Origin of the sequence: Streptomyces lushanensis (assembly GCF_001700515.1) — a bacterium.
In the GTDB taxonomy this organism is placed as follows: Bacteria; Actinomycetota; Actinomycetes; order Streptomycetales; family Streptomycetaceae; genus Streptomyces; species Streptomyces lushanensis.
On record NZ_MAUD01000013.1, the window covers coordinates 25094 to 48555 of the forward strand.

The following is a 23462-nucleotide window of genomic DNA, read 5'->3' on the forward strand; positions in this document are numbered from 1 at the left end:
AGTCCGGGGAGAGGCGTGAGGCCGGGGCGCGGTCAAATCCGCATATCTCCCTACGAGATCCCGGCGCGATCCGCACCGGCCGTTCGCTCGGAGCCCGTTCGGCGGACTTCAGTCCATCCGGCGGGCGCTACCCAACAATCCGGTCTCGGCGTCCGTCGCCTGAACCATCACGAACTGGCGGTCCCGCGCCGTGCACCAGAGCGTGACACCGTCGGCCAGGGTGGACAGCGCCTCCGTCTCGGCGCGCGGCAGACTCATGATCCGGCCGATCCGCGCCGCCTCGTCCGGCGACACCCGCTGGACACCGACCAGCCCCGACTTCTCCATCAGCCTCGGCGCGACCGGACTGAGATAGGGCAGCAGGGTCATCACCGACTGCCAGGGCGCCGAGACCACCCGGCCGCGCGGCGGACGCATACCGCAGTCGCGCACCACGACCACCGGACTGCCGGCCGAGGCCCCCTGCGGCGGCACCCGCCCCACGTCGTGCAGCGTCACACACGGCTGGCCGCCGCCCGCCGCCTGCGCCAGCGCCGTCCACGCCTGCGCCCGGCCCGTCTCGACGGCGATCCGCGCGCCCGTCGCCGCCGCGCGCAGCACCAGCACCTGTGCCGTCCACAGCCCGCCGATCAGCGTGATGTCGTACGGCGTGGGCCGGTTGATACCGAGCACCGCGGGTCTGTTCCCCGGATCGACGCCTATCACCACGCCGTCGTCACCGACCGGCAGGGCGAACGCCTCCAACTGGTCGGCCGAGAGGGCATGACGCCCACGTCGGGGCCCGATCAGCCCGAAGCCGATCCGCGGCCTGCCGCCGCTCCTGGCCGCGCCGGGCGCGGGAGCGGCGGCCGAGGGAGCGGTGTGTGACGGGACGGACATCAGCGGGTACCCCCGAGCGGCAGCGTGGCGAGCATCGCGGGGAGCTGCTCGCGGTCCAGTCGTACCAGCCCGGTCCTCACCCCGCGGGCCGCGCGCTCCAGTTGATGACGGGCGGTCACCAGCTCGTCGTCGCTGCGGCCGGTGATCCGTATGTGCCCGCTGAGCGTCACACCCTGCCGGTCACCCCGCCCCAGCGTCAGACTGAAGGTGGTGGCCAGGGCCGGGATCGAGGTCAGCAGCGCGACGAGCTGCGGCATCGAGGCTCCGTCGCCGCCCAGCTGCGGCCAGCGGCCCACCCAGTACGTCGTATGCCTGCGGTCGTCGCAGCGCCAGGTGCGCGAGGTCTCCTTCGTACGCCGGCCCGGTGCGTCCGTACGGCCCGCCTGGGCGATGGCCAGTGGATTGGCGCAGGAGGAGATGGCGACGGCGGCGGTCAGCTCCTGCTCCGTCAGCACCGTCGCCCGGAATCCGGCGCCGGTCAGCCGGCTCGCCAGCTGGTCCGCCGCCCGCACCAGACACTTCTGGGCCCCCGTCAGACCCCCGCCGCGCGCGGTGATCGCCTCCGGGCAGAGCTCGGGATCGAGCTTGAGCGCGATCCAGGTGATCCGGACGGCGGGCGAGCCGGTCTGTGCCTGGAGCGGCGCGTAGTTGCGCGCGGCCACCGACTGCTCCGGCAGATGCGGGGCCGGCGCAGGCTGGGTGTGCTGGACGATCTGCGCCGACTCCAGCCGGATGCCGTCCACGTCGAGCACGTCCCGTACGAGCGACACGGGCAGCGGACGGGACGAGCGGTCGGGGCGCAGAGCGGTGGCCTGCGACTCGATCTGGAGCACGGCCGTCAGGAACGTGCCGTCGCCGATCATCCCGACCGGGCGCCGGTCACGGTCGCTGTACGAATACGTCCGCAGCGCGGGATCGCACTCGACGGCGGGCGCGAGCCCCGGTTCCGTACCGGGCGGGAGCACCATGGAGGCGGCCCTGCGCGTGCGCGCCCGCAGCGCGACGATCGTCGACAGCCACTCGGGCAGTGAGCGCCGGTGTCTGCGCACCAGCGCCAGCGGCACCAGCAGTGCGGCGATCACACCGGCCGGCACCAGCAGCAGCGGATCGATCACCCAGGCCACCAGCAGCAGGGCGGCGGCGATCTCGATCAGAACGAGTTGTTGCATTCGGAACGGGCCGACACGGCCGCCCGCCCCCGGTCCTGGTGCCGCCGGAGCCCGGGAGGCGGTGGCGGACGGCCCCGCCGCCGGGGACCGCGTCTGCGTCGCGGAAGCCATGATGGAGAAACCCCCCAGATTGTCCCGATCACCCTGGCCGGCCAGGGCGTTGAGGCTGAATCACCCTACCCGCCCCGTATACACGCCCGGCCTACAAGGCATAGTAGGGGGCCGGTCCGACAGTCAGGCAGGGCCCGGGGGACACGCCGACTCGCACCGCCCCCGGGGAGAGACCTCGCCTTTTTCACCGATGGGGACTCATGGCATCACGGCGGGACGAGCTGAACGCGTACACCTTTGCGAAGAGGCGCACGGTGGCCGCTTTTCTCCAACCTTCGCCCACCGGTACGGAGGAGGGCGCTCCCAGGCCGCTGCGTGCCGTGGTCCCGGGACTGGTCGTCGGCGCGCTCGTCCTGGCCGGGTTCGGCGCCTGGGGCATGTTCAAGCCGTCCGCCCCCAAGGACTGGGCCGCGCCGAACACCCATGTGATCGTCGGCAAGGACTCCACCACCCGCTATGTCGTGCTGAACACACCGGGCAAGGAAAAGAAGGACCAGACCCTGCTCCATCCGGTGCTCAACCTCGCCTCGGCCCGGCTGCTGCTCACCCCGCAGCAGGGCAAGGTCATCCAGGTGCCCGACAAGATCCTGGACGCGGGCCGGCCTCCCCGCGGTCCGGTCCTGGGCATTCCCTACGCCCCGGACCGGCTGCCCTCCGACACGGAGGCCGCGAAGGCCAAGCGGTGGGCGGTCTGCGAACAGCCGGGCGGCGGGGAGGGCGCGAGCGTCCAGAAGGCCGCGTTCATCCTCGCGGAGCGCGACCTCTCCAGGACGGAGGGGAAGCACCGGCTGACGGGCGGTCAGGTGCTGTACGTCCAGGGCCAGCAGGACAGGGCACGTTTCCTGGTCGACGCGACCGGCATCAAATACCCGATCGGTGAGACAGCGGCCGACGAGGGCCATCTGACCGACGCCCTGGTCGGCAACCGCCTCCCCCAGGCCGTGACCGACGACTGGCTGGCCACGCTGCACACCGGCAGCCCGATCACCTTTCCCACGATCCCGGGGACGGTGGGCGCTCCGGCGGACGTCGAGGGACAGCTCTCCCCGGAGGAGAACAGGATCGGCACGATCCTGCGGACCGAGACCGGCGACGGCCCGAGCTACTACGTGGTGCTGGCCGGCACGGCCCGGCCGATCTCCGAATTCACCGCCCGGCTGCTCATCAGCTCTCCGCAGACCGCGCCGCTGAACATGGACGGCGAGGCGCGCTCCGTCGGCCTCCAGGACTTCGTCCCCGACGCGCGCCCCTTCGCCGGACAGGCGCCGCACTGGCCCGAACACAGGGCCGTCCAGGTCAACTCGGCCGGCGGCGGGGGCGCCCGGGACACCGTGTGCAGTGTGCTGCTCAAGGTCGACGGCCAGGGCGGTACGGCCCTGGCCACCTGGGCGGGACCCTCGTACCCGGCGGACATCACCGCCGGCGGCACCAGCACTTATGTCACTCCCGGCAGCGGTCTGCTCTACACCCAGGTCCAGGGCCGGCAGACCCGTCCCGACGGGTCGCTCTTCCTGGTGACCGACACCGGACTGCGCTACGCGGTCCAGACGAACGGCGACAGCGACGCGGCCCGTTCCGACATCGGCACCGGCGGTCGGCGGGAGCAGCAGGACGGCAGGCCCGAGCCCAGCCAGGCACAGATCCGGCTCGGCTACGAGAAGGTCACCCCGAGCCTGGTCCCCATCGCCTGGTCGGAGTTCCTGTCCAAGGGCCCGCGGCTCGACACCAACAGCGCCCGTCAGCCCCAGGGCTCATGACGGGCGTACGGCTCATGAGGGGAGTACGAGCGATGCCGTACGCGTGCCGCAGGACCGTCCTGCTGACCGCCGCCCTGGCGCTCACCGGTCTGTCGGCCCTGCCACCGGCGGCATCCGCCGGCGAGCGGCCCGGGAACCTCCGTACCGACGGCAGCGGCGAGTGCGCCTTCCCGATGAGGACGCAGATCGCGGGCACTCCCTGGGCCCTCCAGCGGGTGATGCTCGACGAGCTGTGGGCGGACACCAAGGGCAAGGGGGTACGGGTGGCCGTCATCGACACCGGGGTCGACAACGCCAATCCCCAGCTCAGGTCCGCCGTCGACACCTCCTCGGGAACGGAGTTCCTGGCCAAGAAGATGGAGAGGGGCTCGCCGGCCGACGGCACGGACGACCGCGTCGGCCACGGCACCAAGGTCGCGGGAATCATCGCCGCGCGCCCGCGCCCGGGCACCGGTTTCGTGGGACTCGCTCCCGAGGCCACGATCATCCCGATCCGCCAGAACGACGAGCGGAACAGCGGCGACCAGCTGACCATGGCCTCGGCGATCGACCATGCCATCGACAAGGGCGCCGATGTCATCAACATCTCCCAGGACACCACCAAACCTCTCGGCCCGGACTCCGAACTCGGCCGGGCCGTGGCACGGGCCGTCCAGGCGGAGATCGTCGTCGTCGCCTCCGCGGGCAACGACGGCCTCGACGGCCGGCTGAAGGACACCTATCCGGCGGCCTTCGACGGTGTCCTCGCCGTCGCCTCCTCCGACCGCAACAACGAGCGCGCGGCCTTCTCGCAGTCCGGGGAGTTCGTGGGAGTGGCCGCGCCGGGCGTGGACATGGTCTCGACCGTCCCCGGCGACGGCCAGTGCGTCGACAACGGCACCAGTTTCTCGGCGCCCTATGTCGCGGGAGTCGCGGCCCTGCTGCGCGCCGAGCATCCCGACTGGAAGGCGCACCAGATCATCGCCCAGATCGAGCAGACCGCCGTGCGCGGCATCAACGGCCATGACGCCTTCGTCGGCTGGGGAGTGGTCGATCCGGTGCGCGCGCTGAGCGAGGACGACCGCGCGCCCGAGTCCCCGACCCCCGACCCGGGACCGCCCCGGCCGCCCGCGCCGGAGCCCGCGTATCTGGCCGTGTCGGAGACCGCCCAGGAGCGCACCGAACGCCACGCGACCTATGCCCTCGGGATCGCGGCGGTGCTGGTCGCGGTCGTCGCGGGCGCGGCCACGGTGGTCCGTGACACCCGTGCGAAAGCCGCCGGGCGGGCCGCGGTCGAGTCAACTCCCCCTATGTGACTTTGCAGTTGGAACTGCCGTACCGAGTGGCTAAAGTGAACGGCGGGATTGTGCGGGTGACCGCCGATTCCACACGGGGGCGGCATCGAGATGCTTCCCGTCCATGGCGCGGATCTTCATGGCGCATCGCAGGAAGACAGGAAGAAGGGGCAAGATGTCGAAGGATCTGAATGTCACCAGTGGAGATCAAATCGATCTCGCCAACAAGATCCAGGGCTTCCACGACGAGCTTCAGTCGCGTATCACCTCCCTCAACGGTGTGGTGGACCGTATTCAGGCGGGCTGGCAGGGTGCGGCCAGCAAGGAGTACGACCGGGTGCAGAACGATCTGAACCAGCGCCTGCGGAACATGCGCGTCGAGCTGGTCAAGCTCGAAGAGATCATGCGTATGAGCGCCGACGGTTTCACCCAGCAGGAAGAGGACCGCATCGCGTCCTTCCGGCGGATGGACGACTCCTCCCAGGGCCGGAGCGCCATTCTCGGGATGGCCTGAGCCGCCGTCCGCCACCTCCCGCCGAATTCCGTCTTGAGGAGCATGACATGACGACTGCCGTCAATTACGACACGGTGACCCAGGCGGCCGGTGACGTCCGGCTGACCGCCACTCAGCTCAACCAGGAACTCGAAGATCTGATGGCCAAGGTCAGGGCCGTCGCCGAGAACTGGGAAGGTGAGGCCAAGGTCGCCTACCGCGAGAGCCAGGACCGCCTCACCCGCGACATGGCAGGGATGAACCAGGACCTGGCCCGTATCGCCCAGTTGCTCGACGAGTCGGTCATCGGCTACCAGGACACCGACCGCGGCAACGCGGCCCGGTTCCGGATGCAGATGGGCTGATCCGCCGCACGTACCGAAGGGGGTGTCCGCCGCGCGGACACCCCCTTCGCCGTTCCCCGGGCCCGGCGTCGTACCGAGCCGCTCGGGTCCCGGGTGCTACTTGAGGTCGAACTCCCCGTCCCGGGCGCCCAGGACGAACGCGTCCCACTCCGCCTTCGTGTACCGCAGCACCGTCTGCGGATCCTGCGACGACCGCATCGCGACGGCCCCTTCCGGCAGATACGCGATCTCCACCCGCTCCTCGTCCGGACTCGTCCCGGGCGCGCCGAGCCACTCCACACCGGAGATGTCCAGGGCGTACAGCTCTTCCTTCTGACGTTCCTTGTCCGTCGCGTCAGCCATCGTGCGATCCCTCCCGGGGTATTGCGTGCGAGCTACATCACTCACCCTAGTGCGGCGAAAGACGGCGGGACGGCGCGTTCCCAGGTCTGTTCCCGGCTCCGTTTCCGGGGCCGGTTCTAGGTCCGGTCCGGCAGCCATCCCACCTGCACCAGCGGCGCGCCGCGCTTGCGCGAGACGAACGTGCCGCGGCCCGCGGGCATGGGACGGGCCCTGACATTGCCGAGGATGTCGCCCTCGCCCGGATCGCCGGAGAGGATCACGCCCTGGGCGCCCAGTTCCTTCATCCGCTGCATGAACGGCTCGTACATCGCGCGCGAGGCGCCCGCCGCACTGCGCGCGACGACGAAGCGGATACCGACGTCCCGGGCGAAGGGGAGATGTTCCACCAGGCCCGCCAGCGGATTGCCCGAGCCGGTCGCGACCAGCTCGTAGTCGTCGATCAGCACGAAGAGCTGCGGACCGTTCCACCAGCTCCGGTCGCGGAGCTGCTGCGGAGTGATGTCCGGCTTCGGTGCCCGCTTCTGCATCACCGTGCCGATGGCGTCCATGTGCATCTGCATGGCCGACGCCATCGGCGCGTACTCCAGCAGATGCGAGGACGGTACGGCCTCCAGCATCGAACGGCGGTAGTCACCGACCACGATCCGCGCCTGCTCCGGTGTGTAGCGCTCGGAGATCTGCTTGGCGATCAGCCGCAGCAGCGCGGTCTTCCCGGACTCGCTCTCCCCGAAGACCATGAAGAACGGGTCGGTCTCGAAGTCGACGAACACCGGCTCCAGACCGGTCTCGTCGATACCGATCGCGATGCCGTGCTGCGGGAACTCGAAGCCCTTGGGAAGCTGCTCGGCGGGCAGCTTGCGGGGGAGCAGCCGTACGGTCGGAGCCGCCGGTCCCGTCCAGCCCTCCCTGACCGCGCGGACGAACGCCGTCTGGCCGTCCGAGAGATCGGCGGCGCCGCTCACTCCGTCGATCCGCGGCAGCCCGCCCATGAAGTGCAGCTTCTCGGGCACCTGACCGCGGCCCGGCACTCCCGTCGGCACATTGGCCGCGACCTTGCGGTCGAACTCCGAGTCCATGACATCACCGAGCCGCAGCTCCAGCCGCCCCAGCATCTGGTCCTTCAGCGCCGCGCGCACCTCCATGTAACGGGCGGCGGTGACCACGACATGGACGCCGTAGCCCAGACCGCGCGCCGCCAGATCGGAGACGACCGGCTCCAGCAGGTCGTAGTCGTTCTTGAAGCCGCCCCAGCCGTCGATGACCAGGAAGACGTCTCCCCAGGGCTCACCGGGCAGTTCGCCCGCCGCGCGCCTGCGCCGGTAGGTCGCGATGGAGTCGATGCCGTTCGAACGGAAGAACTCCTCGCGCCGGTTGAGCACCCCCAGCACCTCCGCGACCGCGCGCCGGACCCGCTCCGGGTCGAGCCGGGACGCGACTCCGCCGACATGCGGCAGATCGGCGAGCGAGGCAAGCCCGCCACCGCCGAAGTCCAGTGCGTAGAACTGCACTTCGTGCGGGGTGTGGGTGAGGGCGAACGACGCGATCAGCGTTCGCATCAGCGTCGACTTGCCGGACTGCGGACCGCCCACCACGAGCATGTGGCCGGCCGCTCCGGAGAAGTCCCGGTAGAGGACCTCACGGCGCTGCTCGAAGGGCTTGTCGATCAGACCGAGCGGTACGGTCAGACCGCCGGGCCGGGTGTACTCGGTCGCGTTCAGCCCGCGCTCGGCGGTCACCGCGATCCCGGGCAGCAGCTGGTCGAGCGTCGGTGCCTCGTCCAGCGGCGGCAGCCACACCTGGTGCGCGGGCACCCCCTGCCCGTCCAGCCGGCGCACGATCACATCGAGGACGGTGTCCGCGAGCGCGTCGTCCTGCGGGGCCGAGGGCGTGGGCGCGGCGGCCGGATCCGGCGCCGCGTACACCACGGGCACCGGAGCGGCCGTGAAGAGCGCGGGCCGCCGCTCCACATGGAGCTGTCCCACCGGGAGATCGGGACCGCCGGTGCGGTACGTGCCGGAGACGTACGCCGCCTTGAACCGGGTCATCTCGTCCGTACCGAACTTGAGATAGCCGGAGCCGGGCACCGACGGCAGGTGGTACGCGTCGGGCACGCCCAGCGCCGTGCGCGACTCGGCCGCCGAGAACGTCCGCAGACCGATGCGGTACGACAGATACGTGTCGAGCCCGCGCAGCCTGCCCTCCTCCAGCCGCTGCGAGGCCAGCAGCAGATGCACCCCCAGGGACCGGCCGATCCGGCCGATCTGGATGAACATGTCGATGAAGTCGGGCTTGGCGGTGAGCAGTTCGGAGAACTCGTCGATCACCAGCACGAGCGAGGCCAGCGGCTCCAGCGCCGCGCCCGCCGCCCGCGCCTTCTCGTAGTCGTGGATGTTGGCGTAGTTGCCCGCCGAGCGCAGCAGCTCCTGACGGCGCTGGAGTTCACCGCGGATCGCGTCGCCCATCCGGTCGACCAGGGTCAGATCGTCCGACAGGTTGGTGATGACCGCCGCCACATGGGGCATCTGCGACATCCCGGCGAAGGTCGCGCCGCCCTTGAAGTCGGCGAGGACGAAGTTCAGCGTCTCCGAGGAATGGGTGACGGCGAGCCCCAGCACCAGCGTGCGCAGCAGCTCCGACTTGCCGGAACCGGTCGCGCCGACACAGAGCCCGTGCGGTCCCATCCCCTCCTGCGCGGCCTCCTTGAGGTCGAGCATCACCGGCCGGCCGTCCTCGCCGACACCGATCGGCACGCGCAGCCGCTCGGCCGTCGACCGGGGCCGCCAGGTACGGGCCACGTCGACCGCCGCCGCGTCACCGAGATTGAGCAGATCCGTGAAGTCCAGGTTGGCGAGCAGCGGTTCGTCCTCGTCACCGCCGCCCGTACGCAGCGGGGCGAGCTGCCGCGCGAGCGCCTCGGCGGCGGGCAGCGAGATCCCGTCCGGCACGCCCTCGTACGCCAGACCCCCGCCGGACTCCAGCCGCAGCCGGCCCGGCCGCACCACCACGGACAGTCCGCCGCGCGGCTCGTCCAGCTCACCGGGGACGACCTCCACGACCGTCACGCCCTGAAGCCCCTCGGCCGCCGCGAACAGCGAGTCCGGCGGCACCGTCCCGCCGTCCAGCACCACCACCACATGCGGCTGGTCCAGCACCGGACGGCTGTCCCTGCTGAACCGGGGCCGCCCGTCCAGCCTGCCCCGCAGAAGCTGCTCCAGCTCACCGAGATCGTCGCCGAACAGCCGCTTCGTACCGGCGCCGTCGATCTGTCCCGGCACCTGCGTGTGCGGCAGCCACTTCGTCCAGTCCCAGCGCGCGACCGCTCCCGGCGCCGCCACCACCGCGACCGTCACATCCTCGGGCGAGTGCAGCGTCACCAACTGGGCGATCAGCGCGCGGGCCGCCGAGTGCGCCGACTCCGGCTCGCCCGAGACCGTCACATGGTAGAAAGCGCGCATCGACACGGCCATCGGCAGCCCGTCCAGCGAGCCGTGCACCGCGAGGAACCGCTGCATCGCCCCGGCGCACAGCGGCTCCAGCTCGTCGACCGGAGCCGTGTCGGGCGCGACCAGCGCCGTGGCCAGCCGCTGAGCGCCGAGCCCGATCCTGAGCTGCCCGAAGTCCCCGTCGCCGACGCGCCGTTCCCACACTCGCGAGCCCTCGGCCACCACCGACCAGAGCTGCTCGGGCGAGGGATGCAGATAGAGCTGGGCGTCGCGCTGCGCCCGCGCCGTCCTGCGGACCGTACGCCGCGTCTGCGCGAGGTACTTGAGGTAGTCGCGCCGCACGTCGGCCATTTGCCCCTGCGTACCGCGACGGAATCTGACGATCTGCGCGACGATCATCGCCACCGTCGAGAACAGCATCAGCACGCCCATGATCCGCATGAACGGAGGCGCCTGCGGCGAGAAGAAGAAGACCACCGACGAGCCCATGCCGAGCACCGGCAGGACCTGCATCAGCATGCCCTCCTGCTGACCGCGCGGCAGTTCCGGCGGCGCCTCCAGGGCCAGGGCATCCGTGGGCACTTCCGGCGGAAGGGACCGTGGTGGGCGTTTGACGACGATCTGGCTCACCGGAGCATCAATCCCTCAAGACGGACGGGCAGTTCCGTACCGGCGCCCCCGTGGCGACGGCCTCCCTCCGCGCGACGGAGATCCTACTTGCAGACCTCCGCGGGGCGCCCCGGTAGGGTGACGCGCGCACCGTGCGCAACCGCGAATCAGGGGGACAGACACGTGACTACGACCGCAGCGACCGGCTTCTGCCGCGTCACTGTCGTGGCGCCGGACAGCAGGATCGATGTCGCGCTCCCGGAGGACATCCCCGTCGCCGACATCCACCCGGAGATCCTGAGGCTGACCGGCCAGACCCAGAGGCCGGGCACTCCCACCGGATACCACCTGGTCCGGCGCGACGGCACCGTGCTCGACGGCGCCCGCACCCTCGTCGCCCAGCAGGTGCTCGACGGTGAGGTCCTCAGCCTGCGCCCCTTCGCCGAGTCCCTGCCGCCCGCGGTCTTCGACGACGTCTCGGACGCCGTCGCCTCCGCCGTCCGGCGCGACCGCCATCTCTGGAGCGACGGTCTGCTGCGCTCGGCCGGTCTGGTCGGCGGCGTCGTGCTGCTCGTCCTCATGGGCTTCGTCCTCTGGTTCGCCGATCCCGTCCGCCACGACATGCACGGCCTTCCCGGTGTGATCGCGGGCGCGGCCGGTGTGCTGCTGACCGCCTTCGCGGGCGTACGGGCCCGGGTCTACGCGGACCGCGCCTCGGCCGTCGCGCTCGGACTGGGCGCCCTGCCGCTGCTGCTGATCGCCGGTTCCGGGATCATCGGCCCCGACGCGGGACAGGGCCCCGGCCGGCTCCAGTTCCTGCTCGGCTGTGTCACCGTGCTCGTCGCCTCCGTCGTCCTCGTCGCGCTCACGCCGAGCGGCGACGCCCCCTTCGTCGCCGCGACCTTCCTGGCCACGGCCGGCACCCTCGCGACCTTCGTGATGATCCTGACCGAGGAGTCGGCCACCGGTACCGCCGCTGTCTGCGCTCCGCTCGCCATCGGGATCGTCGCCTTCCTGCCCGGCCTCTCCGCCCGCTTCGCCCGGCTGCCCATCGGCTACGCGGCACCTCGCGGCGCGGCGGGCACCGACCACGGCGACGACGCCTTCGCCGATCCGCACGCCGCGCCCGACAGCGAACCCGTCGACGGCGAGCGCATCGCCGCCCAGGCCCGCCGCGGCCACGAGATGCTGCTCGGTCTGGTCGGCGGCTGCGCGGCGGTCGTCGTCGGCGCCGCGGCGGTGCTCGGCTTCTCGGACACCGCCCGGGGCCAGTTCCTCGCCCTCGCCACCGGCCTCGCGATGCTGCTGCGCGCCCGGCTCTTCCGTTACACCTCGCAGGTCACCTGTGTGCTGGTCGCCGGTATCGCGGCCATCGCGCTGCTGGTCCTCGGTCTCTCCCTGAACCCGCCCGCCGACCTGGTCAGGGAACTCCTGACCTACGGCGACCGCGGCGCGCTCGACCTCCGTACGATCTGGCTCGCCGCGAGCGTGGCCGCGGGCGCCGCGCTGATCACCGCGATCGGTCTGATCGTCCCCCACAAGGGCCTCTCGCCCTTCTGGGGCCGGCTCCTCGATCTCGCCGAGGGCGCGGTACTGCTCTCGCTGGTCCCGCTCTGCCTCGCGGTCCTCGACGTCTTCACCGCGGCCCGCGCCCTCACCGGCTGACACGGCCCGCGCGCGGGAGGGCTGGCACAGGGCGTGTCAACAGGCTGGTACGCTGGGCGGCGGCCGTTTGTGTACGTGACCACCGGAGCCATCGGCTCCGCGGTCAGCGCCCGGCGGACCCCGCCTCCCGAGTAACGGAAGCTCCCCAGAGTATTCGACCTGGGGCACTCGGTGGCCATGAAGACCCACGAGGAGTACGCGTGTCGCTCGACGCCGTTACGAAGAAGCAGATCATGACCGAGTTCGGCACCAAGGAAGGTGACACCGGCTCCCCCGAGGTCCAGGTCGCCATGCTGTCGCGCCGGATCTCGGACCTGACCGAGCACCTCAAGACCCACAAGCACGACCACCACTCCCGTCGCGGTCTGCTGATCCTGGTCGGCCAGCGCCGCCGGCTGCTCCAGTACCTGGCCAAGAAGGACATCCAGCGTTTCCGTACGCTGGTCGACCGCCTGGGCATCCGCCGCGGTGCGGCCGGCGGTGCCAAGTAAGACACCGTGAAGGGAGCGGTTCCCGCCACCGGGGACCGCTCCCTTTGCCGTATGTACGGGACGGTACGAGCACCGGCCCGGGACGGCCGGAATGCCGTCCCTCGGCGAAGCTCAGTAATCTGGACGCACAAGTACAACTGAAGACGTACGAGTACAACTGAAAGAGGAAGAGGAGGAGCGACCTCCGCCGCCGCCGGTCCTCGGTAGTGGCGCCCGGAAGGACGCGCGGCCCATGCCGCGGTCCCGGGTGCTTCGATCGAAGACCGGCCCGCACCAAGGAGCGCTTCTCCGCCACGTCCCCTGCCACACGGGCACCGGACGAAGACGAGGAGAAATCACTAGTGGAGAACGAGACCCACTACGCCGAGGCCGTTATCGACAACGGAACCTTCGGCACCCGCACCATCCGCTTCGAGACGGGCCGGCTGGCCCGTCAGGCCGCCGGCTCCGCCGTCGCCTACCTGGACGACGACACCATGGTGCTGTCGGCCACCACCGCCTCCAAGAAGCCCAAGGACCAGCTCGACTTCTTCCCCCTGACGGTGGACGTCGAGGAGCGGATGTACGCCGCCGGCAAGATCCCCGGCTCCTTCTTCCGCCGCGAGGGCCGTCCCTCCGAGGACGCCATCCTCACCTGCCGGCTCATCGACCGCCCGCTGCGCCCGTCCTTCAGGAAGGGCCTGCGCAACGAGATCCAGGTCGTCGAGACGATCATGGCGCTCAACCCCGACCACCTCTACGACGTGGTCGCGATCAACGCCGCCTCCTGCTCCACGCAGCTCGCGGGCCTGCCCTTCTCCGGCCCCATCGGCGGCACCCGTGTCGCGCTGATCAAGGGCCAGTGGGTCGCGTTCCCGACGCACACGGAGCTGGAGGACGCCGTCTTCGACATGGTCGTCGCCGGCCGGGTGCTGGACGACGGCGACGTCGCGATCATGATGGTCGAGGCCGAGGCCACCGAGAAGACCATCCAGCTCGTCAAGGACGGCGCCGAGGCTCCCACCGAGGAGATCGTCGCCGCCGGTCTCGAGGCCGCGAAGCCCTTCATCAAGGTCCTCTGCAAGGCGCAGTCGGACCTCGCCGCCAAGGCCGCCAAGCCCACCGGCGAGTTCCCGATCTTCCTCGACTACGAGGACGACGTCCTGGAGGCGCTCACCTCGGCCGTCAGGTCCGAGCTGGCCCAGGCGCTCACCATCGCGGGCAAGCAGGAGCGCGAGACCGAGCTGGACCGGGTCAAGGTCCTCGCAGGCGAGAAGCTGCTCCCGCAGTTCGAGGGCCGCGAGAAGGAGATCTCCGCCGCCTACCGCTCGCTGACCAAGTCCCTGGTCCGTGAGCGCGTCATCAAGGACAAGGTCCGTATCGACGGCCGTGGCGTCACGGACATCCGTACGCTCGCCGCCGAGGTCGAGGCCATCCCGCGCGTGCACGGTTCGGCGCTCTTCGAGCGTGGCGAGACTCAGATCCTGGGCGTCACCACCCTCAACATGCTCCGGATGGAGCAGCAGCTCGACACGCTCTCCCCGGTCACCCGCAAGCGCTACATGCACAACTACAACTTCCCGCCGTACTCCACCGGTGAGACCGGCCGTGTCGGTTCGCCGAAGCGCCGCGAGATCGGCCACGGCGCCCTGGCCGAGCGCGCGCTCGTACCGGTGCTGCCGACGCGCGAGGAGTTCCCGTACGCCATCCGCCAGGTCTCCGAGGCGCTGGGCTCCAACGGCTCCACGTCCATGGGCTCGGTCTGCGCCTCCACCATGTCGCTGCTGAACGCCGGTGTGCCGCTCAAGGCGCCCGTCGCCGGCATCGCCATGGGCCTGATCTCCCAGGAGATCGACGGTGAGACCCACTACGTCACCCTCACCGACATCCTCGGTGCGGAGGACGCCTTCGGCGACATGGACTTCAAGGTCGCCGGTACGAAGACCTTCGTCACCGCGCTCCAGCTCGACACCAAGCTCGACGGCATTCCCGCCTCGGTCCTGGCCGCCGCGCTGAAGCAGGCCAGGGACGCCCGCCTGCACATCCTCGATGTGATGAACGAGGCCATCGACGTCCCGGACGAGATGTCCCCGAACGCCCCGCGGATCATCACCGTCAAGATCCCGGTGGACAAGATCGGCGAGGTCATCGGCCCCAAGGGCAAGATGATCAACCAGATCCAGGAGGACACCGGCGCCGACATCACGATCGAGGACGACGGCACCATCTACATCGGTGCCGCCGACGGACCGGCCGCCGAGGCCGCCCGCGCCACGATCAACGGCATCGCCAACCCGACCATGCCGGAGGTCGGCGAACGCTATCTGGGCACGGTCGTCAAGACGACCACCTTCGGCGCGTTCGTGTCGCTGCTCCCGGGCAAGGACGGTCTGCTGCACATCTCGCAGATCCGCAAGCTCGCCGGCGGCAAGCGTGTGGAGAACGTCGAGGACGTCCTCGGTGTCGGCCAGAAGGTCCAGGTCGAGATCGCCGAGATCGACCAGCGCGGCAAGCTCTCCCTCATCCCGGTGATCGAGGGCGAAGAGGCCGAGGACGCCGAAGAGGCGAAGGACGACGCGACCCAGTGACAGCCGGCTTCCAGGCGACGGCCCGCACCTCCTCGGAGGCGCGGGCCGTCGCCCGTACCCAAACCCTGCTCAAGGGGGAGAACGGCATCGGCACGGTCCGCCGTACCACTCTCCCCGGCGGTCTGCGCGTCGTCACGGAAACCCTGCCCTCGGTCCGCTCGGCGACCTTCGGCATCTGGGTCCAGGTCGGCTCGCGCGACGAGACCCCCGCGCTCAACGGCGCCACCCACTATCTGGAGCACCTCCTCTTCAAGGGCACCAGCAGGCGCAGCGCCCTGGACATCTCCTCCGCCATCGACGCGGTCGGCGGGGAGATGAACGCCTTCACGGCGAAGGAGTACACCTGCTACTACGCGCGGGTGCTCGACACCGATCTGCCGCTGGCCATCGACATCGTCTGCGACATGCTCACCGGATCGCTCATCGAGGCCGCCGACGTCGACGCCGAGCGTGGTGTGGTCCTCGAAGAGATCGCCATGACCGAGGACGACCCGGGCGACTGTGTGCACGATCTCTTCGCGCACACCATGTTCGGCGACACCCCGCTGGGCCGGCCGGTCCTCGGCACCGTCGAGACCATCAACAGCCTGGACCGCGACCGGATCGCACGCTTCTACAAGAAGCACTACGACCCGAGGCATCTCGTCGTCGCCGCCGCGGGCAATATCGACCACGCCACGGTGGTACGGCAGGTCCGCAAGGCGTTCGACAAGGCGGGCGCCCTCTCCCGTACGGACGCCACGCCCGTGGCGCCCCGCGAGGGCCGGCGCGCGGTACGCACCGCGGGCCGGGTCGATCTGCTCGACCGCAGGACCGAGCAGGCCCATGTGGTCCTCGGGATGCCGGGGCTGTCCCGTACCGACGAGCGCCGCTGGGCCCTCGGCGTGCTGAACACCGCCCTCGGAGGCGGGATGAGCTCCCGCCTCTTCCAGGAGGTACGGGAGAAGCGCGGACTCGCCTACAGCGTGTACTCGTACACCTCTGGGTTCGCCGACTGCGGACTCTTCGGGGTGTACGCGGGCTGCCGGCCCAGCCAGGTCCACGACGTGCTGAGGATCTGCCGCGACGAACTCGACCGGGTCGCCGCCGAAGGGCTCAGCGACGAGGAGATCCGCCGCGCCGTCGGCCAGCTCTCCGGATCCACCGTCCTCGGCCTCGAGGACACCGGCGCGCTGATGAACCGCATCGGCAAGAGCGAGCTGTGCTGGGGCGCCCAGATGTCGGTCGACGAGATGCTGGGCCGGATAGCCGCGGTCACCCCGGACGAGGTGGGCGCGGTGGCCCGCGATGTACTGGGACACCGTCCCTCGCTGTCGGTGATAGGCCCGCTGAAGGACAAGCAGGCGGCACGCCTCGACGAAGCCGTCTCGTGACCCGCACCCGCCCGTGTACCGCAATCCGCACTGTGAAGCCGTAGCCAAGCCGAAGCCGTAAGGAAGCAGACCAATGAGCAAGCTGCGTGTGGCAGTCCTCGGTGCCAAGGGCCGTATCGGCTCCGAGGCCGCACGGGCCGTCGAGGCCGCGGACGACATGGAACTGGTCGCCGCCCTCGACCGGGACGACAAGCTGGAGGCCCTGGCCGAGTCCGGTGCCCAGGTCGTGGTGGAGCTGACCACGCCCGCCGCGGTGCTGGACAACCTCGGCTTCTGCGTACGCCACGGCATCCACGCGGTCGTCGGCACCACCGGCTGGACGGACGAACGGCTCGCGCGGGTGCGCACCCTGCTGGACGACTCTCCGGAGACCGGTGTGCTGATCGCACCGAACTTCTCCATCGGCGCGGTGCTCACGATGAAGTTCTCCGAGGCGGCCGCGCGCTGGTTCGAGTCCGTCGAGGTCATCGAGCTGCACCACCCGAACAAGGTCGACGCGCCCTCCGGCACCGCCCGCCGCACCGCCCAGATGATCGCCGCGGCCCGTACGGAGGCGGGACTCGGCCCGCAGCCCGACGCCACGGCCAGCACGCTGGACTGCGCACGGGGCGCGGACGTCGACGGGGTGCCGGTGCACTCCGTACGGCTGCGCGGTCTCCTGGCGCATCAGGAGGTCATCCTCGGCGGCGAGGGCGAGACCCTCACCATCCGCCACGACTCCCTGCACCACAGCAGCTTCATGCCGGGCATCCTGCTCGGGGTACGCCGTGTGGTCTCCACGCCCGGGCTCACCCACGGCCTGGAACACTTCCTCGATCTGAACTGACACCCATGCGCGCGAAGATCACCTACTGCGTCACGGCCGCCGTCCTCGTCGTGTACTTCGTCCTGGTCGGCAGCCGGGGCGTACTGCTGATCCGGCAGGGCACCTGGGTCACCGTGGCCCTGGGGGCGGCGGTGCTGGTCCTGCCGGTCATCGGCGTCTGGTTCCTCTGGAAGAACACCCAGTTCGTCAGCCGTGCCAACCGACTGGCGGCGGAGCTCGACGCCGAGGGCGGGCTGCCGGTGGACCAGCTGGTCCGTACGGCCGGCGGCCGGATCGACCGGGAGTCCGCGGACGCCGTCTTCGCCGAGCGCCGGGCCCAGACGGAGGACTCGCCCGACGACTGGCGCTGCTGGTTCCGGCTCGCGGTCGCCTATCACGACGCGCGGGACACCCCGCGCGCCCGCAAGGCGATGCAGCGAGCCATCGCGCTCCACGACGGCAAACCGGTCCGGGCCTGAGCCCCACCGCCGAACACCAGCCCCACCCTCGAACACGAAGAGTCGAAAACGAAGAGCGGGGTCCCACCTCTCCAGGCGGGACCCCGCTCAACTGTTCACGGGCTGTACGGGCTGTACGGCCACGGGGCGAGGACGGCACGCCTCGGACCCTCGGCGGGGCAGGTCAGGGACGGCGGTACTCGTCGCCCCAGGCCTCGACCGTGTCGGCCGCCCGGTCGAAGGCCTCCGGCCGCGCCAGGAAGTCCCCGTTGTGGTCGGTGAGCACCGGCAGCGCCTCACCCCTGCGGCGTACGACGACAAGCGCCTGGCCCTGGACCGTACGCGGCAGCCCGAGCCAGCGCACCGGCTGCTGGACCGTCCGTACGGCGGTGATCTGGTCCCACGCCACGGTCGAGGTCCGCAGCAGGGCGACCCGACGCACGCCGTGTCGGCTCACCCACGCGCCGACCCGCAGCAGCCGCAGCGCGACGGCGATCATCACCGCGGCGACCGTCAGACACACCACGGTGCCCGGCAGGGCACCGGCGAAGGCGATGATCATCGTCGCCAGCAGAACGAAGGAGGCGAGCAGCAGAAGCAGCGCCGCCGCCACCACCCGCCAGGGGCCGGGGCGGTACGGACGCCGCCAATGATCGTGATCGTCGAACGGCAGCGCGACATCCTCGGTGGTCGCGTCAAAAGCCCGGTCGGCCGTCAGGAAGGGCAGGGGCACGACTGATCCTCACTCACAAGCACGCTCGATTGCTGTGCCCGGTGAGGCTATCGATCGCGCACCGCACCGGACCACCCCAGGGGGGCCGGACGAGTCAGCGCCTTGTGACGCACGCCGCTCCCGGGGAAGTTGTTACCGGGTAGGACGCACGACGAGCTCATTCGGTGCCCGAATTCCCCGGATTGGCCAAGGAAGGCCACCCGTGGCCGCCCGGCCCTCGCTGTCGGAGCCGCCACGTAGAGTGGGCGCCGCCCGAGCGACGCGAATGGAAGGACCCCCGCCGGTGAGCGACACCCCCGCCGACACCCCAGCGGAGACGAAGCCGAGTTTCCGCGGCGATGTCACCGTCGAGCTGCTGAAGCACTCCGCCAGCGACACCGACGTCCTGTGGGCCGCGCGCGTCTCCACGGCGGGAGAGCAGTCCCTGGAAGAGGTGTCGAAGGATCCCGAGCGCTCGAAGGGGCTCATCAACTTTCTGATGCGGGACCGCCACGGCAGCCCTTTCGAGCACAACTCGATGACCTTCTTCATCAGCGCCCCGATCTTCGTCTTCCGTGAGTTCATGCGTCACCGCGTGGGCTGGTGCCTCGCCGGCGAAACCGAGATCACCCTGGAGGGCGAATCGGGGACGCTCCGCCGCAGCACCATCGCGGATCTCCACCGGCTCCGGCGCCGAGACGCCGGAGCCGGTCTGCCGCAGGTCCGCTGCTACGACGAGGAGACCCTGACCGGGCGCCGGGCCCGGATCGTCGACGTCATCGAGTCGGGCGTGAAACCGCTGATCAGGATCACCACGGCCGCCGGGCGGGAGCTGCGCTCCACGGTGGACCACGCCGTGCTGACCCCGGACGGCTGGCGCAAAGCCGGTGAGCTCACCACGGATGACGCGGTACTGGCCGAAGCCACGGAGCGTGACACCGTGCCGGACGCGATCGTCTCGATCGCCGACGACGGCGAGGAGACGACGTACGACCTGTCCGTCGAGGGCCCCTGGCACAACTTCCTCGCCAACGGCATCGTCGTGCACAACTCGTACAACGAGGAATCGGGCCGCTACCGCAACCTCCAGCCGGTCTTCTACGTCCCCGCAGAGGACCGCAAGCTGGTCCAGCGGGGCAGGCCCGGCAAGTACGAATTCGTGCCGGGCAGCGCCGCGCAGCAGGAGCTCACCGGGCGCGCGATGCGGGATTCCTACCTCCAGGCGTACGAGGCGTACCAGCGCATGCTGGCCGAGGGCGTGGCCCGCGAGGTGGCCCGCGCGGTCCTGCCGGTCGGCCTGTTCTCCTCGATGTACGCGACCTGCAACGCACGCTCGCTGATGCACTTCCTCGGCCTGCGCACCCAGCACGAACAGGCGAAGGTCCCGTCCTTCCCGCAGCGGGAGATCGAGATGGTCGGAGAGCGGATGGAGGAGCACTGGGCGAAGCTCATGCCCCTCACCCACGCGGCCTTCAACGCCAACGGCCGAATCGCACCCTAGGACCTGTCCGGCACCTTCGGACAGGACCTGGACCCTGTTCGGTCGGCCCGAGCACAGGTGTGCGGTCGGTCGGGCGAAGCGCCCGGATTGCGGCGTTTCGAGAAGTTCATCTAGGCTGATCAAACGGACCCGGCACTGCTTGAACCCCCGAGCAGGCAGTGCCGGGCTCCTCTTGTCCCGTCCCCCAAAGGGACACGGTGGGCTGAGCAGCGAGTAGCGTGTTACCCATGGCTCCGATCTCCACTCCGCAGACCCCCTTCGGCCGGGTCCTCACCGCCATGATCACGCCCTTCACGGCGGACGGCGCACTCGACCTCGACGGCGCCCAGCGGCTCGCCGTCCACCTCGTGGACGCGGGCAACGACGGCCTGGTCCTGAACGGCACCACCGGTGAGTCGCCGACCACCGGTGACGCGGAGAAAGACCAGCTCGTACGGGCCGTCCTGGAAGCGGTCGGAGACCGGGCCCATGTCGTCGCGGGCGTCGGAACCAACGACACCCGCCACAGCCTGGAGCTCGCCAGGGCCGCCGAGCGCGCCGGCGCGCACGGCCTGCTCGCCGTGACGCCGTACTACAACAAGCCGCCGCAGGAAGGTCTCTTCCGGCACTTCACCGCGATCGCCGACGCCACGGACCTGCCGGTGATGCTCTACGACATCCCGGGCCGCAGCGGTGTCCCCATCGACAGCGAGACGATCGTCCGTCTCGCCGAGCACCCGCGCATCGTCGCCAACAAGGACGCCAAGGGTGACCTCGGCCGTGCGAGCTGGGCCATCGCCCAGTCCGGTCTGGCCTGGTACTCGGGCGACGACATGCTCAATCTGCCGCTGCTCTCGGTCGGCGCGGTCGGCTTCGTCTCCGTGGTCGGCCATGTCGTCACCCCGGAGCTGCGCGAGCTGCTCGACGCCCACCTCACCGGCGATGTCCACAAGGCCACCGAGATCCACCAGAAGCTGCTCCCGGTCTTCATCGGCATGTTCAGGACACAGGGCGTCATCACCACCAAGGCCGCCCTCACGCTCCAGAAGCTGCCCGCGGGACCGCTCAGGCTTCCGCTCGTGGAGCTGTCACCCCAGGAAACCGCCCAGCTCAAGATCGATCTCGTGGCCGGCGGGGTACAGCTCTAATCATTGACTTCACAACTGAATAAGAGAAGACAGCACACGGATCGACGGCCCCCTCGGCAAACCGATGGGTCGGTCAACACGGACAACGATCAACGCACACAACAGACGACACAGACAACAGCAAGTGCACGAATGTCATGCGCGCCACGTGCCTCAGCGGTACGTGGCGCGTGTGGTGAGGAGAGTCTTTTGAGTCATCCGCATCCTGAACTCGGTGCCCCGCCGAAGCTGCCCAAGAACGGCCTGCGCGTCACCCCGCTCGGCGGCCTTGGTGAGATCGGCCGCAACATGACGGTCTTCGAGTACAACGGCCGTCTGCTCATCGTCGACTGCGGCGTGCTCTTCCCGGAGGAGGAACAGCCCGGTATCGACCTGATCCTGCCGGACTTCACCACCATCCGGGACCGCCTGGACGACATCGACGGCATCGTGCTCACGCACGGCCACGAGGACCACATCGGCGGTGTTCCGTATCTGCTCCGGCTGAAGGCGGACATCCCGCTGATCGGCTCGAAGCTGACGCTCGCGCTGATCGAGGCGAAGCTCCAGGAGCACCGCATCCGTCCCTACACCCTTGAGGTCACCGAGGGCCACCGGGAACGCATCGGCCCCTTCGACTGCGAATTCGTCGCGGTCAACCACTCCATCCCGGACGCCCTGGCGGTCGCCATCCGCACACCCGCGGGCATGGCGGTCCACACCGGCGACTTCAAGATGGACCAGCTCCCGCTGGACCGCAGACTGACCGATCTGCCCACCTTCGCCAAGCTCGGCGAGGAGGGCATCGACCTGCTGCTCGCCGACTCCACCAATGCCGAGGTCCCGGGTTTCGTCCCGCCCGAGCGGGACATTTCCAACGTCCTGCGGCAGGTGTTCGGCAGCGCCCAGAAGCGCATCATCGTGGCCAGCTTCGCCAGCCACGTCCACCGGATCCAACAGATCCTCGACGCCGCGCACGAACACGGCCGCCGGGTCGCCTTCGTCGGCCGCTCGATGGTCCGCAACATGGGCATCGCCCGAGATCTCGGCTATCTCCGGGTCCCGGCGGGCCTGGTCGTCGACGTCAAGACCCTGGACGACCTGCCCGAGCACGAGATCGTGCTCGTCTGCACGGGCTCCCAGGGGGAACCGATGGCCGCGCTCTCACGCATGGCCAATCGCGACCACCAGATCCGGATCGTCCAGGGCGACACGGTGATCCTGGCGTCGTCGCTCATCCCGGGCAACGAGAACGCGGTCTACCGCGTGATCAACGGCCTGACCAGATGGGGCGCGAACGTCGTCCACAAGGGCAACGCCAAGGTCCATGTCTCCGGCCACGCCTCGGCCGGCGAGCTCCTGTACTTCTACAACATCTGCAAGCCCAAGAACCTGATGCCCGTCCACGGCGAATGGCGCCATCTGCGCGCCAACGCCGAACTGGGCGCGCTGACAGGAGTCCCCAAGGACCACATCGTCATCGCGGAGGACGGCGTGGTCGTGGACCTGGTCGACGGCAAGGCCAAGATCGTGGGCAAGGTCCAGGCCGGTTATGTCTATGTCGACGGTCTGTCGGTCGGCGATGTCACCGAGACCTCTCTCAAGGACCGCCGCATCCTCGGCGACGAGGGCATCATCTCGGTCTTCGTGGTGGTCGACTCGACCACCGGCAAGGTCGTCGGCGGCCCGCACTTCCACGCGCGTGGATCCGGTATCGAGGACGCGGCGTTCGCCGCCGTGCTCCCCAAGGTCGAAGAGGCGATCGCCAGATCGGCGCAGGACGGTGTCGCGGAACCGCACCAGCTCCAGCAGCTCGTGCGCCGCTCGGTGGGCAAGTGGGTCTCCGACACCTACCGCCGGCGCCCGATGATCCTCCCCGTGGTGGTCGAGGTCTGACGTCGGCAACTGCCGTCCGATGGCCGACATCTGACGTCGGCTACGGGAGCGGGGGGCCTCGATTTGCGTCGACGCCCCCCGCTCCAGTACGTTTACGGCTCCACCTGAGGGGGAAGCCGGGCAAACAAGCGCCCGGAGCCCTTCTCCGGCAGAGGGAAATCCGGCTCAGATAACTCTGATAAAGTCGGAGACGCAAGACAGCAACACCGAAGGGAAATGCCCGGAGGAAAGCCCGTGAGGGTGAGTACGAAGGAAGCGTCCGTTCCTTGAGAACTCAACAGCGTGCCAAAAGTCAACGCCAAATATGTTGATACCCCGGCCTGCCAATAGTTTTGGCGGGTTGAGGTTCCTTTGAAATAAACACAGCGAGGACGCTGTGAACCACCGGTCCTATTCCGGCTGGTGGTTCCGCTCTCGTGGTGCAGCCCGCGCTCCTTGTGAGCATG

The 23462-nt window shown here is 69.8% G+C and carries 18 protein-coding genes and 1 pseudogene; 14 read left to right on the forward strand and 5 right to left on the reverse strand.

What is annotated here, in order from left to right; genetic code table 11:
• Positions 1-108: 108 nt before the first annotated feature.
• Positions 109-879: a hypothetical protein gene (locus BFF77_RS01040; RefSeq protein ID WP_066942782.1), complete on the reverse strand. Its 771-nt coding sequence runs from the start codon at positions 877-879 to the stop codon at positions 109-111.
• Positions 879-2159 carry a type VII secretion protein EccE gene (gene eccE, locus BFF77_RS01045; protein ID WP_066942784.1) on the reverse strand — a complete coding sequence of 427 codons (1281 nt, stop codon included), beginning with the start codon at positions 2157-2159 and terminating at the stop codon, positions 879-881. The genes BFF77_RS01040 and eccE overlap by 1 nt, the downstream gene beginning before the upstream one ends.
• 200 nt (positions 2160-2359) lie before the next feature.
• Here eccE and eccB point away from each other — a divergent pair, with 200 nt between their 5' ends.
• The 4 genes from eccB (at position 2360) to BFF77_RS01065 (ending at position 6048) form a co-directional block, all read left to right on the forward strand.
• Positions 2360-3916 carry a type VII secretion protein EccB gene (gene eccB / locus BFF77_RS01050; RefSeq protein WP_066942786.1) on the forward strand — a complete coding sequence of 519 codons (1557 nt, stop codon included), beginning with the start codon at positions 2360-2362 and terminating at the stop codon, positions 3914-3916.
• Between the two features lie 32 nt (positions 3917-3948).
• Positions 3949-5211 carry a type VII secretion-associated serine protease mycosin gene (gene mycP / locus BFF77_RS01055; RefSeq protein ID WP_066942788.1) on the forward strand — a complete coding sequence of 421 codons (1263 nt, stop codon included), beginning with the start codon at positions 3949-3951 and terminating at the stop codon, positions 5209-5211.
• Positions 5212-5365: 154 nt separating this feature from the next.
• A complete protein-coding gene (locus tag BFF77_RS01060; RefSeq protein WP_066942790.1) occupies positions 5366-5704 on the forward strand; it encodes a WXG100 family type VII secretion target in 339 nt (112 codons plus the stop codon).
• A gap of 47 nt (positions 5705-5751) precedes the next feature.
• Positions 5752-6048: a WXG100 family type VII secretion target gene (locus BFF77_RS01065; RefSeq protein ID WP_066942792.1), complete on the forward strand. Its 297-nt coding sequence runs from the start codon at positions 5752-5754 to the stop codon at positions 6046-6048.
• Between the two features lie 96 nt (positions 6049-6144).
• Here the strand turns inward: BFF77_RS01065 and BFF77_RS01070 are convergent, their stop codons facing one another.
• Together BFF77_RS01070 and eccCa are read right to left on the reverse strand one after the other, a co-directional pair.
• On the reverse strand, positions 6145-6390 hold the full coding sequence (locus BFF77_RS01070; RefSeq protein ID WP_066942794.1) for a DUF397 domain-containing protein: 246 nt from the start codon (positions 6388-6390) through the stop codon (positions 6145-6147).
• 116 nt (positions 6391-6506) lie between these two features.
• Entirely contained in the window at positions 6507-10463 is a 3957-nt protein-coding gene (gene eccCa, locus BFF77_RS01075) for a type VII secretion protein EccCa (RefSeq protein ID WP_066942796.1), read from the reverse strand.
• Between the two features lie 162 nt (positions 10464-10625).
• Between eccCa and eccD the strand changes: the two genes are divergently transcribed.
• The 6 genes from eccD (at position 10626) to BFF77_RS01105 (ending at position 17822) form a co-directional block, all read left to right on the forward strand.
• Positions 10626-12107: a type VII secretion integral membrane protein EccD gene (gene eccD, locus BFF77_RS01080; RefSeq protein ID WP_066942798.1), complete on the forward strand. Its 1482-nt coding sequence runs from the start codon at positions 10626-10628 to the stop codon at positions 12105-12107.
• A 200-nt stretch (positions 12108-12307) separates the two neighbouring features.
• Complete coding sequence (gene rpsO / locus BFF77_RS01085; protein WP_066942800.1) at positions 12308-12598, forward strand: 30S ribosomal protein S15; 291 nt, start codon at positions 12308-12310, stop codon at positions 12596-12598.
• A 341-nt stretch (positions 12599-12939) separates the two neighbouring features.
• Positions 12940-15165, forward strand: a complete 2226-nt coding sequence (locus tag BFF77_RS01090; protein ID WP_066942802.1) for a polyribonucleotide nucleotidyltransferase — start codon at positions 12940-12942, stop codon at positions 15163-15165.
• The gene (locus BFF77_RS01095; protein WP_066942804.1) at positions 15162-16538 is read left to right on the forward strand and encodes a M16 family metallopeptidase; all 1377 of its coding nucleotides are present in this window, start codon (positions 15162-15164) and stop codon (positions 16536-16538) included. The genes BFF77_RS01090 and BFF77_RS01095 overlap by 4 nt, the downstream gene beginning before the upstream one ends.
• A gap of 73 nt (positions 16539-16611) precedes the next feature.
• Positions 16612-17364 carry a 4-hydroxy-tetrahydrodipicolinate reductase gene (gene dapB / locus BFF77_RS01100; protein WP_066942806.1) on the forward strand — a complete coding sequence of 251 codons (753 nt, stop codon included), beginning with the start codon at positions 16612-16614 and terminating at the stop codon, positions 17362-17364.
• A 5-nt stretch (positions 17365-17369) separates the two neighbouring features.
• Positions 17370-17822 carry a tetratricopeptide repeat protein gene (locus tag BFF77_RS01105; RefSeq protein ID WP_066942808.1) on the forward strand — a complete coding sequence of 151 codons (453 nt, stop codon included), beginning with the start codon at positions 17370-17372 and terminating at the stop codon, positions 17820-17822.
• Between the two features lie 163 nt (positions 17823-17985).
• Here the strand turns inward: BFF77_RS01105 and BFF77_RS01110 are convergent, their stop codons facing one another.
• Positions 17986-18534 (reverse strand): hypothetical protein, encoded by a 549-nt coding sequence (locus BFF77_RS01110; RefSeq protein ID WP_066942810.1) that lies wholly within the window; start codon positions 18532-18534, stop codon positions 17986-17988.
• A gap of 265 nt (positions 18535-18799) precedes the next feature.
• Between BFF77_RS01110 and BFF77_RS36450 the strand changes: the two are divergent.
• The 4 genes and pseudogenes from BFF77_RS36450 to BFF77_RS01125 all read left to right on the forward strand — a co-directional run.
• Positions 18800-19099, forward strand: a pseudogene (locus tag BFF77_RS36450) (FAD-dependent thymidylate synthase); the annotation flags it as partial.
• Entirely contained in the window at positions 19097-20014 is a 918-nt protein-coding gene (gene thyX / locus BFF77_RS38020) for an FAD-dependent thymidylate synthase (RefSeq protein ID WP_425424323.1), read from the forward strand. The pseudogene BFF77_RS36450 and the gene thyX, both read left to right, overlap by 3 nt.
• 227 nt (positions 20015-20241) lie before the next feature.
• Entirely contained in the window at positions 20242-21141 is a 900-nt protein-coding gene (gene dapA / locus BFF77_RS01120) for a 4-hydroxy-tetrahydrodipicolinate synthase (protein ID WP_066942814.1), read from the forward strand.
• A gap of 189 nt (positions 21142-21330) precedes the next feature.
• A complete protein-coding gene (locus BFF77_RS01125) occupies positions 21331-23016 on the forward strand; it encodes a ribonuclease J (protein WP_066942816.1) in 1686 nt (561 codons plus the stop codon).
• Positions 23017-23462 lie beyond the last annotated feature (446 nt).

Coding starts and splice junctions, on each gene's coding strand:
- BFF77_RS01040 (WP_066942782.1), bottom strand. CDS start 879: ATGTCCGTCCCGTCACACACCGCTCCCTCGGCCGCCGCTCCCGCGCCC.
- eccE (WP_066942784.1), bottom strand. CDS start 2,159: ATGGCTTCCGCGACGCAGACGCGGTCCCCGGCGGCGGGGCCGTCCGCC.
- eccB (WP_066942786.1), top strand. CDS start 2,360: ATGGCATCACGGCGGGACGAGCTGAACGCGTACACCTTTGCGAAGAGG.
- mycP (WP_066942788.1), top strand. CDS start 3,949: ATGCCGTACGCGTGCCGCAGGACCGTCCTGCTGACCGCCGCCCTGGCG.
- BFF77_RS01060 (WP_066942790.1), top strand. CDS start 5,366: ATGTCGAAGGATCTGAATGTCACCAGTGGAGATCAAATCGATCTCGCC.
- BFF77_RS01065 (WP_066942792.1), top strand. CDS start 5,752: ATGACGACTGCCGTCAATTACGACACGGTGACCCAGGCGGCCGGTGAC.
- BFF77_RS01070 (WP_066942794.1), bottom strand. CDS start 6,390: ATGGCTGACGCGACGGACAAGGAACGTCAGAAGGAAGAGCTGTACGCC.
- dapB (WP_066942806.1), top strand. CDS start 16,612: ATGAGCAAGCTGCGTGTGGCAGTCCTCGGTGCCAAGGGCCGTATCGGC.
- BFF77_RS01105 (WP_066942808.1), top strand. CDS start 17,370: ATGCGCGCGAAGATCACCTACTGCGTCACGGCCGCCGTCCTCGTCGTG.
- thyX (WP_425424323.1), top strand. CDS start 19,097: ATGCGTCACCGCGTGGGCTGGTGCCTCGCCGGCGAAACCGAGATCACC.
- dapA (WP_066942814.1), top strand. CDS start 20,242: ATGGCTCCGATCTCCACTCCGCAGACCCCCTTCGGCCGGGTCCTCACC.